Source organism: Pseudomonas sp. GW821-FHT09C10, from assembly GCF_059418085.1.
This window is the reverse complement of record NZ_JBWKPE010000003.1, coordinates 451,996-465,606: the sequence shown is the minus strand read 5'-3', so window position 1 is coordinate 465,606 and position 13,611 is coordinate 451,996. Positions and strand designations below refer to the sequence as shown.

Sequence of the window (13,611 nt, the reverse complement as noted above, 5' to 3'; positions counted from 1 at the left end):
TGGGTTCTCACCCAGGGGCCTTCTGTATGACGGCGAAGGTTACGCCGCTTTCGCTTCCTGCTGGCTCAACGAGCGGTTCAGCGCACTGAACAGTGCCTTGAAGCTCGCCGTGGTGATGTTTTCATCAATACCCACGCCATGCACCGGGCGTTCACCGTTCACACGCAGTTCGATGTAGGCTGCGGCCTTGGCGTTGGTGCCTGCGCCGATGGCATGTTCGTTGTAGTCCATGATCTCCACCCCAATTGGCAGGCCGGCCACCAGCGCTTCCAGTGCGCCGTTGCCCTTGCCTTTCCAGTGCAGGTTGGTTTCGCCCTGGCCCTTGCCCGAGACTTCCACTTCGACAAAGCTGTTGCCGTTCTCTTCCTGCAGGCGATGGCTGACCAGCGCATACGGGGTGTTGGCTTGCAGGTATTCACGCTGCAGCAAGGCGTAGATCTGCGGTGCGGTCATCTCCAGGCCCACGCGGTCGGTTTCGGCCTGGACCACCTGGCTGAACTCGATCTGCATGCGGCGTGGCAAGCTGATGTCGTATTCCTGCTCCAGCAGGTAGGCGATGCCGCCTTTGCCCGACTGGCTGTTCACCCGAATCACCGCCTCGTAGCTGCGACCGATATCGGCCGGGTCGATCGGCAAGTACGGCACTTCCCACAGCGCATCCTCTTTCTGCTGGGAGAAGCCTTTGCGGATCGCGTCCTGGTGAGAACCGGAGAAAGCGGTGTGCACCAGATCGCCGACGTACGGATGACGGGGGTGAACCTGGATCTGGTTGCACTCCTCGACGACTTTGCGTACGCCGTCGATGTCGGAGAAGTCCAGTTGCGGGTCGAGGCCCTGGGTGTACATGTTCAAGGCCACGGTGACGAGGTCGACGTTACCGGTACGCTCGCCGTTACCGAACAGGCAACCCTCGACACGGTCGGCGCCAGCCATCAGGCCCAGCTCGGTGGCGGCAACGCCGGTGCCACGGTCGTTGTGGGTGTGCAGGCTGATGATCACGCTGTCACGACGATTGATATGGCGACCGAACCACTCGATCTGGTCGGCATAGATGTTCGGCGTGGCGCACTCGACGGTGGCCGGCAGGTTGAGGATCATCTTGTGCTCAGGCGTCGGGTTCCAGACCTCGATCACCGCATCACAGACTTCCTTGGCAAACTCCAGCTCGGTAGCGCTGAAGGTCTCCGGCGAGTACTCGAAAGTCCACTGGGTTTCCGGCTGCTGGGCGGCGTACTTGACGAACAGCTTGGCCGCGTTGACCGCGATGGCCTTGATGCCGTCCTTGTCCTGGTTGAACACGATGCGGCGGAACGACGGCGAGGTGGCGTTGTACAGGTGCACGATGGCCTTTTTGGCGCCGCGCAGGGATTCGAAGGTGCGTGCGATCAAGTCTTCACGGCCCTGGGTCAGCACCTGGATGGTGGTGTCCTCGGGGATGTGGTTGTCTTCGATCAGGGTGCGCACGAAGTCGAAGTCGGTTTGCGAGGCGGCAGGGAACGAAGCCTCGATTTCCTTCACGCCGACGGCAACCAGGGTCTTCCAGAAGCGCAGTTTTTTCACCGCGTCCATCGGCTCGATCAGCGACTGGTTGCCATCACGCAGGTCGGAGCTGCACCAGATCGGCGCGGTGGTGATGGTTTTGGACGGCCAGGTGCGATCCGGGATGTCGATGGTCGGAAACGCGCGGTACTTCGAAGACGGGTCTTTGAGCATGCTCATCGGGAAATCCTTTGTTGTAGGGGCCGAGAAAAGGCGGCCTGCCGTAGAACTGTTTTTAGGGATAAAACGTAAAGACGAGGCAGATCGATTCAGCCTGGCAGTCGTGCGCTGACAAGACACAGGCTGCGGTGCTGGCGGAGCTGAATGAGGGTGTGAGAGGTTTTCATAAGCTCAACCCTAACCGCCGGGGTGAAAGATGGCAAGCAGTCGCTAAAAATTGAGATAAGTTCTTTTATCTGCGTAAGAAACGGGATTTTATGGTTGTGAATTGCGCCGGGGCTAGATTAAATTGCGCTACCGTTATCGGGCGCGCAATCGCTTCATTCACGGTTGGAACGCCCCGATGAAAATCGCTGGGTCGACCCGCGCATCGTTCAGGCTCACATTCCAGTGCATATGCGGTCCGGTGGCGCGGCCGGTTGCGCCGACCTTGCCCACCACCGTACCGCGCACCAGTTGATCGCCGACTTTTACATCGATCTTCGACATGTGGCAGAACATGCTGATAAAGCCCTGGCCGTGGTCGACAAACACGGTATTGCCGTTGAAGAAGTAGTTACCGACCAGAATCACCTTGCCGTTCGCCGGAGTCTTGATCGGCGTGCCTGCGGGTACGGCGAAATCCAGGCCCGAATGCGGGTTGCGTTCTTCACCGTTGAAGAAGCGACGCACACCGAACTTGCTCGACAGCGGCCCATTCACCGGCTTATCCAGCACCAGATTGCTTGGCAGGTTGGGGCTGAAGCTGCGATAGGCCTTGATCTGTACCGCCAGTTCCGCCTCGATGCGCTTGAGTTGCGCTGGGGCCGGGTTGACCTGGCTTTTGTTCTTCAGGGTGATGCGCTGTTCCGGGTACTTCTTGTAACCAACGATAAACGGCAGGCTGCGCCCGCCGCTGCTGATACGCTCGTTGCCCGGTTTGACCGTCAGCGGGATGCCGACAATCGCCAGCCAGTTGTCCTGCTCCTTCACCACCAGCACGGGTTTGCCCTGGTACGTGGCTTTCGGCGCGGCAGCCGAAGGGCCGAGTTCAACCACCGCAACGCCGCCGGGCACCGGCTTGTTCAAGGTACGGCTGATATAGCTGTCGGCATGAGCGTTAACGGCGAGGCATAGCAGCAACAACACACTAAAGAAACGTGGCATCAATCAATCCAATAACGAAAGGGTGACGGGGGTCAGGTGGTTATCTTCCACCCGCACCTGCAATTGGCCTTCCCCGAGGCGCGCGGTGAGGCGTTGGCCGGTGTGGGTCTGTGCGGCGTTGCGGATGGCCTGGCCACGCTCGTCGAGCAAAATGCTGTAGCCACGGCCCAAGGTTGCCAGCGGGCTGACCACCTGCAACGTCTGCACCTGGCTTTGCAGTTGCAGGCGACGCGCCTTGAGGCCTTCGCGCATGGCGCGGGGCAGGCGTTCGGCAAGGCTGTCCAGGCGCTGGCGCAGCAGGGCCAACTGGCGCCCCGGATGCTGGCCGGCGAGGCGGGTTTCCAGGCGGATCAGGCGTTCGCGGCGGGTATTGAGGCTGCGCTCGAAGGCGCGGCGCAGGCGCATATCCAGATCATCCAGGCGCTGGGCCTGTTGGCGCAGGCGTTCGCCGGGGTGCCGCAGGCGTCGGGCCATTCCTTCCAGGCGCAGACGGTCGTGGGCCAGGCGATTGCGCATCAGCATCACCAGGCGGCGGTGCAGGTTCTCCACCTGGCGCACCAGGTGGCTGGCGTCCGGCGCCAGCAGTTCAGCGGCGGCGGAGGGGGTGGGGGCGCGCACGTCCGCTACGAAGTCGCTGATCGACACATCGGTTTCATGGCCGACGGCACTGACGATTGGCGTCACGCAAGCATCCACCGCCCGCGCCACGGCTTCTTCGTTGAAGCACCAGAGGTCTTCCAGCGAACCGCCTCCACGCGCCAGGATCAACGCGTCAAAGCCGCGGGCGTCGGCGAGTTTCAACGCACGTACAATCTGAGGGATCGCTTCGCGGCCTTGCACGGCCGTCGGGATCAAGGTCAGTTCAACGTTCGGCGCTCGACGGCGGAACACGCTGATGATGTCGCGTATCACCGCACCGGTCGGCGAGCTGATAATGCCAATACGCCGAGGGTGCGCCGGCAGCGGCACCTTGCGTTCGGCACTGAACAGGCCCTCGGCGCTGAGTTTTTCCTTCAGGGCATCGAAGGCCAGGCGCAACGCACCATCACCGGCCGGCTCCACGGTATCGAGGATCAACTGGTAGTCGCCACGGCCCTCGAACAGCGAGACCTTGCCGCGCACCTTCACCGCCAGGCCATCCTTCAACGCCTGGCGAACCCGCGCGGCGTTATTGCGGAACAGTGCGCAGCGCACCTGGGCGCCGCTGTCCTTGAGGGTGAAGTACACATGGCCGGAGGCCGGGCGAGCGAGGTTGGAGATCTCGCCTTCGACCCAGATATTGGTGAATACGTCTTCCAGCAACACCCGCGCGCGGCCGTTGAGCTGGCTGACAGTCAGGACTTCGCGGTCCAGGCCCAAGCGGGCAAAGGGATCTTTAATCATGGGCGGCAGTTTATAGGCATTCGCGCAGGGTTTGACAGAACTGCTCTACCAACGCGCTCGGTGACTGCTGGCAGGCCAGGGCGACGGTGCTCAGGCAGTCCGGGTCGGCCAGGGGCAAAAAGTGCACGTTGGCGGGGGCGATGTCCTGCATGGACTTTGGCAGCAAGGCTATACCGAAACCGGCCTGGATCAACTGTAACTGGGTGGTCTTGCGTGACATCACTCGCGCGGCCTTGGGGAAAAATCCCGCGCGCATGCACAGTTCGGCCGACAGATAACTCAGGCCGCCACGCTGGGGATGGGGGATCGAGATAAACGCCTGGTCTTTCAGTTGCTCCAGTTCGATGGGCGCCTGGTTGCGTGCCAGCGCATGATTCGCAGGCACGGCCAGCAGCAGGGGTTCGCTGTATAAAGGCATGACCCGTACACCTTCGCGCTGGCGCAGCACGGGTAAACGCAGCACCCCGACTTCCAGGCGACCGTCGGCGATTTCTTCCAACTGCGCTTCGGAGGACAGTTTGCCGATATCCATCGACACCCCAGGGCAGCGCTCCAGCCAGGTGCTGATGCCTTGCAGTAAAGGCCCGCTCATCGGCACGGTGCTCGAATGGCTGAGGCGCAGCGTGCCCAATTCGCCATTGCCCACTTGGGTCGCCATCTCGCTGGCCTTGAGCAATTCGCTCAGCAGGTTGCGCGCCCGTGGATAGAAGGCTTCACCGGCAGCGGTCAGCCGCGGCTGGCGCGCGGTGCGTTCGAACAGCGGGGTTTGCAGTTGGTTTTCCAGCTCCTTGATCTGCCGGCTCAGGGCCGATTGCGCCACGAACAAACGTTCGGCGGCCGCACTGAAGCTGCCGCTGTCGGCGATTTCGACGAAGTAACGCAGTTGGCGAGTGGAGATCACACGTCATGCCTTTTCGAGATGGGTGGAGGGCTTTGAAGATATTAGTCGCATCCCTCACCGATGGCTAAAGTGATGGTCATCTTCAATAAGGAATTCCCCATGAGCCCGGTTGAGCTGATGAGTCAGTGGTCATTTGGTGGTGTGGATTGGCTGGTGATCGGCCTGGGCATCGTCGTGGCCTATATCGTATTTGGCATCGCTGGCTTCGGTACGGCGCTGGTGGCGGGGCCGATCCTACTTGTGTTTATGCCACTGTCGAAGATCATCCCGCTGTTGGTGCTGCTGGATTTCGTCGCTGCCTTCGGCGGCCTGCTGCAAACGCGGCGTGACGTGAACAAGGCTGAGTTGCTGCGCCTGCTGCCGTGCATGGCCATCGGCTGCACCCTGGGCGTGGTGTTTCTGCTCAACCTGCATTCGGACCTGTTGCTGCTGCTGATGGGGCTGTTTATCAGCGCCTATGCGATCTACAGCCTGGCGGTGAAAACCCGGCCAACGCAGCTGGCCGCTGGCTGGTCGATCCCCATGGGCACCGTAGGCGGGTTGTTCGGTGCGTTGTTCGGCAGTGGTGGCTTTTTATATGCAATCTACCTCAACAGCCGCTTGCCCAAGGACGCGGCGCGCGCCACCCAAAGCGCGTTGATCAGCTGCAGCACGGTGGTGCGCTTGAGCCTGTTCCTGATCGCCGGGGTGTATGCTGACTGGCCGCTGCTGATGTTGGCGCTGTGCCTGCTGCCGGCGATGGCCCTGGGGCTGTGGTGTGGGCGCAGGCTGACCATGCGCATGTCCCGTGAGGCCTTCGTCCGGCTGGTGACGTGGTTGGTGCTGGCCAGTGGCATTGCGTTGATTGGGCGGTACTTGAGCACTTGACCTGATTTCTTCAGGGATTAAGCTGCCGTCCTCCCGGGCCTCATCGCGGGCTTGTCCGCGATGAGGCCAGAAGCCACGCCGCAGGTCCCCCATGAATTCCCAAAGCATCCTTGTCCCGAAAATCTCCACCTTGCCCGTCCACGAACCCCGCGCCCGGGCGATCGTGCGGTGGCTGGTGCGCAAGAACATCATCAAGGAAGAACTGACCACCTGTGGCCGCACCGGCAACCGCATGGCCTATGCCCTGGCCGACGGCGCCCGCGCCGTTGTGCTGCACCCCGAGGCGCTGCCGTTCAACGAGCCGATCAATGGCCTGGAGATCATCTACAAGCGCTGCATCTATACCCCGGCCAAGGGCTTTCTCGAAGAAGCCGGCTGCCCGGAATGCCTCAAGGAAGTCGGCGAGGCGCTGTTCGAAAGCCTGGAGGACTGGATGCCCGGCCACACCGACAACTTCACCTGCCCGCTGTGTGGGCATGAAGATGACATCAACGGTTTCCTGTTCCTGCAGGCGTGCGGGTTTTCCAACCTGGGATTCATCTTCAACAACTGGGCGGAGGCGGGGTTCAAGCAGAGCTTTATCGACGAATTCGCCGATTGGCTGGACCAGAAGATCAGCTGGGTCAAAGTCGAGCTGTAGTCCTTCTATCACTATTCCCAAATATGTCAGAGTTTTACATTGAGACCTGGGGGGTGTCTGAGTATAATGGCGCGCTTCCATTTTCCCGCTCGGGAGCCCCCGCGATGCTGCGTATCAGCCAAGAAGCTCTGACATTCGACGACATTCTCCTAGTGCCCGGTTATTCCGAGGTGCTTCCTAACGAAGTCAGTCTCAAGACCCGCCTAACCCGTGGCATCGAGCTGAATATTCCCCTGGTTTCCGCTGCCATGGACACCGTCACCGAAGCCCGTTTGGCAATCGCCATGGCTCAGGAAGGCGGCATCGGCATCATCCACAAGAACATGACCATCGAGCAGCAAGCTGCCGAAGTGCGCAAGGTCAAGCGTTACGAAGCCGGTGTGGTGAAGGATCCGATCACCATCGAAGCCGACGCTACCGTGCGTGACCTGTTCGACCTGACTCGCCTGCACAACATCTCCGGCGTTCCGGTACTGCACGATGGCGACCTGGTCGGCATCGTCACTTCCCGTGACGTGCGTTTCGAGAACCGTCTTGAAGTCACCGTCCGCGAAGTGATGACGCCTAAAGAGCGCCTCGTGACTGTCAAGGAAGGCGCCGACAAGAACGACGTGCGCGAACTGCTGCACAAGCACCGTATCGAGCGCGTGCTGATCGTCGACGACAAATTCGCCCTCAAGGGCATGATGACCGTCAACGACATCGAAAAAGCCAAGGCTTACCCGCTGGCCAGCAAGGATGACCAAGGTCGTCTGCGCGTCGGCGCTGCCGTCGGTACCGGCAAAGACACCGGTGATCGCGTTTCGGCCCTGGTGGCTGCCGGTGTTGACGTGGTGGTGGTCGACACCGCCCACGGTCACTCCAAAGGCGTGATCGACCGCGTTCGCTGGGTCAAGCAGAACTTCCCTGAGGTGCAGGTGATCGGCGGCAACATTGCCACCGGCGCGGCCGCCAAGGCCCTGGCCGAAGCCGGTGCCGATGCGGTCAAGGTCGGTATCGGCCCTGGCTCTATCTGCACCACGCGTATCGTCGCCGGTGTGGGCGTGCCGCAAATCAGCGCCATCGCCAACGTCGCCGCTGCCCTTGAAGGCACTGGCGTACCGTTGATCGCCGACGGCGGCATTCGTTTCTCCGGTGACCTGTCCAAGGCCATCGTTGCCGGTGCTTCCTGCGTAATGATGGGCTCGATGTTCGCCGGTACCGAAGAAGCGCCGGGCGAGATCGAACTGTTCCAGGGCCGTTCCTACAAGGCTTACCGCGGCATGGGTTCGCTGGGCGCCATGTCCCAGGCGCAAGGCTCTTCCGACCGTTACTTCCAGGACTCTTCGGCAGGCGCCGAGAAGCTCGTACCGGAAGGCATCGAAGGCCGTGTGCCGTACAAGGGCACCCTGAGCGCCATCATCCATCAACTGATGGGTGGCCTGCGCTCCTCGATGGGCTACACCGGCAGCGCCGACATCGAAGAAATGCGCACCAAGCCAGAGTTCGTACGGATCACCGGCGCCGGCATGGCTGAATCCCATGTCCACGACGTGCAGATCACCAAGGAAGCGCCAAACTACCGCGTAGGTTGAAGCTTCCAGCAAAACGTTAAGTAACCGGGGCTGTTCTTTCAGCCCCGAGTTGTTTCTGATTCATTAGACGAGACTGACTTCATGGCCCTCGACATTCACGCCCACCGCATCCTGATCCTCGACTTCGGTTCCCAGTACACCCAGCTGATCGCCCGCCGCGTGCGTGAAATCGGCGTGTACTGCGAACTGCACCCGTTCGACATGGATGACGAAGCGATCCGCGAATTCGCACCGAAAGGCGTCATCCTCGCCGGTGGCCCCGAGTCCGTGCACGAAGCCAACAGCCCGCGTTGCCCGCAAGCCGTGTTCGACCTGGGTGTTCCTGTCTTTGGTATCTGCTACGGCATGCAGACCATGGCCGAGCAACTGGGCGGCAAGGTTGAAGGTTCCGAGCTGCGTGAATTCGGTTATGCCCGTGTCGACGTGGTCGGCAAGAGCCGCCTGCTGGACGGCATCGAAGACCACATCGACGCCGACGGCCTGTTCGGCCTCGACGTGTGGATGAGCCACGGTGACAAGGTCACCAGGATGCCGGAAGACTTCCACATCCTGGCCAGCACCCCGAGCTGCCCGATCGCCGGCATGTTCAGCGACGAGCGTCGCTACTACGGCGTGCAGTTCCACCCGGAAGTGACCCACACCAAGCAAGGCGGGCGCATCCTGTCGCGCTTCATCCTCGACATCTGCGAGTGTGAAGCCCTGTGGACCCCGTCGAAAATCGCTGAAGACGCGATCGCCAACGTGCGCGCCCAGGTCGGCACCGACAACGTGCTGCTCGGCCTGTCCGGCGGCGTTGACTCCTCCGTGGTTGCTGCGCTGCTGCACAAGGCCATCGGCGACCAACTGACCTGCGTGTTCGTCGACAACGGCCTGCTGCGTCTGCACGAAGGTGAGCAAGTGATGGCCATGTTCGCCGAGAACATGGGCGTCAAGGTGATCCGCGCCAACGCCGAAGAGCAGTTCTTGAACAACCTGGCCGGCGAGTCCGACCCGGAGAAGAAGCGCAAGATCATCGGCCGCACTTTCATCGACGTATTCGATGCCCAGTCCAACAAGCTGGACAACATCAAATACCTCGCCCAAGGCACCATCTACCCCGATGTGATCGAGTCGGCCGGCGCCAAGAGCGGCAAGGCCCACGTGATCAAGTCCCACCACAACGTGGGTGGCCTGCCTGAGGAAATGAACCTCAAGCTGGTAGAACCGCTGCGCGAACTGTTCAAGGACGAAGTCCGTCGTCTGGGCCTGGAACTCGGCCTGCCGTACGACATGGTCTACCGCCACCCATTCCCAGGCCCGGGCCTGGGCGTGCGCATCCTCGGTGAAGTGAAGAAGGAATACGCCGACCTGCTGCGTCGTGCCGACCACATCTTCATCGAAGAACTGCGCAAGGCCGACTGGTACCACAAGGTCAGCCAGGCGTTCGTGGTGTTCCAGCCGGTTAAGTCCGTAGGCGTTGTAGGCGATGGCCGTCGTTACGCCTGGGTTGTGGCCCTGCGTGCGGTAGAAACCATCGACTTCATGACCGCCCGTTGGGCACACCTGCCGTACGAACTGCTGGAGACTGTCAGCGGCCGTATCATCAATGAGATCGAAGGTATTTCGCGCGTTACTTATGACGTGTCGAGCAAGCCGCCGGCGACGATTGAGTGGGAGTAAGGCTGATCCGCAACCACCTGATTCATAGGTAAAAAATCAGGTGGCTGCGATTTTTCCACGTCATCAATGGCTCGGTTCATGGTGCGTGGTGCGGGTCTCGTCTCAAACAACAAAGCCCGCATTGGCGGGCTTTGTTGTTTCAGACGAACACGTTAATCAGAAGTCGTAACGCACGTTCGCAGTGAAGGTGTCGGCGTCGAAACCGCTGCTGGTCAGGTAGTTGTACATCCCTCCCACGCTCCACGCGCCCACGCGGTAGTTCGCGCCCAGTCCCAGCTCGTAGCTGTCGCGCGCGGGTGTCGCACCGGTGGTGGTGAACGGGGTGCCGCCGAGCACGAAGGTGGAGGTGGTACCGGCCTTGTCGCCGATGAAATCGTGCCAGGCCATCAGCTTGGCTTCCGGTTCCAGGCTGCCCACGCCTACGTCAAAGGCGGCCGCCAGGCGAGCGCCCAGGCCCATTTCGCCGATTTCATAACGCTGGCTGCCGACGTTGAGGGCGGCTGAGCTGCCTTTTTCACGGTACGAATCAATCGATACGTTGGCATAGCGCGCACCGACCTGTGGTTCCAGCAGCCACTGCTTGTCGAGCTGGAACGTGTAGCCTGCCAGTGCGTTGACGCCGAAGGTCTCGCTGTCGTACTCGGCCTTGGCGCGGGTGCCGGCGATGTAGCGTTTGGACTCGTTGTCGTTCCAGACATACATCAGCGAGGTGTCGACGAAGAAGTTGTCACGGGCCCAGTTGCCATACAGGGTCAGTGCATGGCCGCTGACGTCGGTTTTGTTGCCCAGGTCGGATTTGACGTCGCTGGTCAGGTAGCTGTAAGCCAAGCCCACGGTGGTATCGGTGTTGAGTTTGCCGTCGGCACCCACGGCGATGCCGTTGGTGTTGGCGTCGTAGCCGTCGACACCGTGGCGGCTGTCCTGGTTGGCATCGCTGGACAGCGCTTGCAGCCATACGCCTTGTTCTGCCAGGACGTCACCGGAGGACAGGCCGCTACGTGCTTTGCTGGCGCGGCGGTTGATGGCACTTGCGACCAGGTTCTGGCTGTTGGTAGCGGCGTTGATCGCCCCACGGCTGACGTCCGGGGCCAGGGTTTCGGCAAGCTTGGCCAGCTCTTCACTGGTGGCGGCGCTGGCGAAACGCTGGAATACCGGGTCGTTTTCGTCCATCTGGCCCAGGGCCGTGTTCTTGAGCGGCGTGATGGCGTTCACCGCATTGCGCGAACCACGGGCACCCAGCAGGTCTTGTGTGATCACCTCATCACTGCGAGTGGCAACCAGTGCTTTCACGTCCTGGCCTTCGATGCCGAAGTTCCTCACTTCAAGCAGCGCTGAGGAGGAAACCACGGACAGGTTCTGCGGGTCTTCCCAAGTGCCAGAGTTAATGAGGGTGTAGCGGGTGCCCTGGGCCGACGTGCGGAAGTCGTCGGAGCGAGCCTGCAGTTCGACCTGGCTGCCTGGAGAGAAGAAGGTATTGCCGGTGACTTTCAGGATCGGCGTGTTGGGCTGCGTGTTGTTATCCAGCAGCAGGCGCAGGCGCGCAGTGTCGCTGTCCATGTCGAGGTCGCCCACAATCGTGGTCTGCGGGCGAAGCAGAGTCAGGCGGCCACCGTCGATATCGACGTAACCGGCGCGGATGGTCGAGCCATCGAACATCGCGTCCCCTCGCACCAGCACACCACTCAGGCCCAGCAGGTCACCCTTGACCTGACCACCCTGCCAGTAGAAATACGAAGGGGAGGCATTGTCGTCCACCATAATGGCTGCGGTGCCGCCTTCGATGAGGCCACCTGTCTGCCTGATGGAGAGCATGTCGAAACCGCCGGAGGTGTCGAGGCTGCGAAAGCGGATACCGACCCCGTCAGCGGAGATAGTCCCGCTGTTGTTGATATCACTCTTGAAGGGAGCGCCTGCCATCTGGCCGGTAAAGCGTGCTTTCTCTATGTCGATACCCACAGAGTCGATGCCACGCGCGGTGATAGTGCCCGAGTTATTGATGCGCGCCTGGGTCGAGGTGATCAGCATGCCTTCGGCATTTTTGCCAGTCACAGTGATGTTGCCGTTGTTGTTCACTTCACCAGCGATCTTTGCCAGATACAGGTCCAGCCCGACGCCGGCGTTGCCGTTCACCGTAATGTCGCCATTATTTACCAAGTCGCCACCGACGTTGGAATTGAGGGTCATGGCGATACCGGACGGGAAGTCGGTGGGGGTCGCAGCCGTCAGGTTGATTTTGCCCTGGTTGACCAAGTTGCCCGCCAGGGTCACATTCATCAGATTTACACCTGCGTTTTGCGACGTCCCGGTGAAGGTGGCGTTATTGAAAACCTCATCGGAGCTGCTGTATGCCCCTGTGCTCAGGTCGTAGTTAAGGTCGGGTGCGGGTGCAGCATGGGCCGTGGCAGTGGCAGCCGCGACGGACAGCGCCAACAACGAGCGGCGCAGGTGGGAAATGTTCAAGGCAGTATCCTTACAGGGCAGAAACTGACAGGGGAGCACCTACGCGTCAGCGTCTTTTTTTGGCTTCCCTGCCAGCTTGTCAGTGAATTGCTGATTCAAGCGCGTGCGAATTTACACGATGCTTGTAGGACAATTCATCATAAAAAGACGCAGTGGCGAAAAAAAAGCTAAAAAATGCGACGCTACAGATGTTTTTTGAAGATTTTTGGAGGTATTCAGCAATAAAAGAAACTTTGGGGGCGTCGTTGCGGCCGCGTCCGGATCAGGCACTAGGTGGGGAGAATATTTGGATGTTTTTAAACGGACCTGCCCACCCTGAATTTCAGGATTCTAATGTGCCAAAGGAGTTTTAACCCATTGGCTCCATATCACTTCCCACCCCCTATCATGGCTCACCCCTGGTACATGGATGCATTGGGAGAGGGGCGAGCCAAGCACCTGTTGGTACCTGTCAGCTAAACCAGTTGGAATAATCAGGTCTGCTTCTCCGACGAGATGACGCTGGGGTACTAAGGCGAGTCGATCACGGTAGTCCAACGGATCCAGTGAGCCGTCGAGCGGTGACAGCCCTTTCATCGTCGCCCACAGGCGTGGACTGAGATTGCCAGCAAGGGTCTGCACCTGGGTAACATCATTGCGCTGCGCCGCTAACAATAATGCGAGAGCGGCACCACCTGAATACCCCACCAGTTCGAACTCACTATTGCCATATCGCTGTTTTAGTTGGTCCAACGCCTGGCTGAGGCGGGTGACCACTTCCTGGGAAAATCGTCGGTTGGTCCAGAGTGCTGGCTGACAGGCTGCGGTCATGACGAACTGGCAGGGGCGTGCCAGGTACGCATTCGGTGTCGGATCATCGACCGCCAGCCGTGGCACTAACAGATTGTGCGGGCTCGGATCCAGGCTGGGTTGAGTGGCCGTCGCCCAGGAATGGCCATCGCCTTCCAGGTAGACACGCAGGCGAGTCATCTTTTCTGCCGTGCGCGGCGCAAGTATGAAGAGGGGGAAGGCGTGTCCCGGCAGGACTTCCAATTGTCGTCCATGCTCTTCAGCCAGTTGTTGCAGTGCCTCGCGCGGCGATTGGCAGGCGATGAGAAGCGCGCTGACCATCACCATCCAGGCTTTATAGAGGCAGGCCAATGTCCGACGACAGGGAAAGTGTTTATTCATAGGAAAGGCAAAGTCTGAGTCTGATGGCGGGGGCGTCGACATCCTCCGCTAGAGTGAGTAAAAAACCTGGCCTCGGCCAGGTTTTTTATTGC

10 protein-coding genes are annotated in these 13,611 nt (G+C 60.5%); 4 read left to right on the top strand and 6 right to left on the bottom strand.

Annotation, left to right across the window (positions count from 1 at the left end):
- Nucleotides 1-39: 39 nt before the first annotated feature.
- The 4 genes from leuA to AC07OT_RS09110 all read right to left on the bottom strand — a co-directional run bounded on the left by leuA (nt 40) and on the right by AC07OT_RS09110 (nt 5,149).
- Nucleotides 40-1,719 carry a 2-isopropylmalate synthase gene (gene leuA / locus AC07OT_RS09125; protein WP_027605424.1) on the bottom strand — a complete coding sequence of 560 codons (1,680 nt, stop codon included), beginning with the start codon at nt 1,717-1,719 and terminating at the stop codon, nt 40-42.
- Between the two features lie 324 nt (nt 1,720-2,043).
- Entirely contained in the window at nt 2,044-2,865 is an 822-nt protein-coding gene (locus AC07OT_RS09120) for a M23 family metallopeptidase (protein WP_065939243.1), read from the bottom strand.
- Nucleotides 2,866-2,868: 3 nt separating this feature from the next.
- The gene (xseA, locus tag AC07OT_RS09115; protein ID WP_141155948.1) at nt 2,869-4,248 is read right to left on the bottom strand and encodes an exodeoxyribonuclease VII large subunit; all 1,380 of its coding nucleotides are present in this window, start codon (nt 4,246-4,248) and stop codon (nt 2,869-2,871) included.
- A gap of 10 nt (nt 4,249-4,258) precedes the next feature.
- Entirely contained in the window at nt 4,259-5,149 is an 891-nt protein-coding gene (locus AC07OT_RS09110; protein WP_495107920.1) for a LysR family transcriptional regulator, read from the bottom strand.
- Nucleotides 5,150-5,248: 99 nt separating this feature from the next.
- Here AC07OT_RS09110 and AC07OT_RS09105 point away from each other — a divergent pair, with 99 nt between their 5' ends.
- From AC07OT_RS09105 to guaA, 4 genes are all read left to right on the top strand, one after another.
- Nucleotides 5,249-6,016 (top strand): sulfite exporter TauE/SafE family protein, encoded by a 768-nt coding sequence (locus tag AC07OT_RS09105; RefSeq protein WP_495107919.1) that lies wholly within the window; start codon nt 5,249-5,251, stop codon nt 6,014-6,016.
- A 91-nt stretch (nt 6,017-6,107) separates the two neighbouring features.
- A complete protein-coding gene (locus AC07OT_RS09100) occupies nt 6,108-6,656 on the top strand; it encodes a sugar ABC transporter ATPase (protein ID WP_141155945.1) in 549 nt (182 codons plus the stop codon).
- A 104-nt stretch (nt 6,657-6,760) separates the two neighbouring features.
- On the top strand, nt 6,761-8,230 hold the full coding sequence (gene guaB / locus AC07OT_RS09095) for an IMP dehydrogenase (protein WP_010207937.1): 1,470 nt from the start codon (nt 6,761-6,763) through the stop codon (nt 8,228-8,230).
- A gap of 81 nt (nt 8,231-8,311) precedes the next feature.
- A complete protein-coding gene (gene guaA, locus AC07OT_RS09090) occupies nt 8,312-9,889 on the top strand; it encodes a glutamine-hydrolyzing GMP synthase (RefSeq protein WP_027605430.1) in 1,578 nt (525 codons plus the stop codon).
- A gap of 156 nt (nt 9,890-10,045) precedes the next feature.
- On the opposite strand, the gene AC07OT_RS09085 is transcribed toward guaA, so the two are convergent.
- Together AC07OT_RS09085 and AC07OT_RS09080 are read right to left on the bottom strand one after the other, a co-directional pair.
- Complete coding sequence (locus AC07OT_RS09085; RefSeq protein ID WP_495107918.1) at nt 10,046-12,349, bottom strand: autotransporter family protein; 2,304 nt, start codon at nt 12,347-12,349, stop codon at nt 10,046-10,048.
- 330 nt (nt 12,350-12,679) lie between these two features.
- On the bottom strand, nt 12,680-13,519 hold the full coding sequence (locus AC07OT_RS09080; RefSeq protein ID WP_495107917.1) for an alpha/beta hydrolase: 840 nt from the start codon (nt 13,517-13,519) through the stop codon (nt 12,680-12,682).
- Nucleotides 13,520-13,611: the final 92 nt, after the last annotated feature.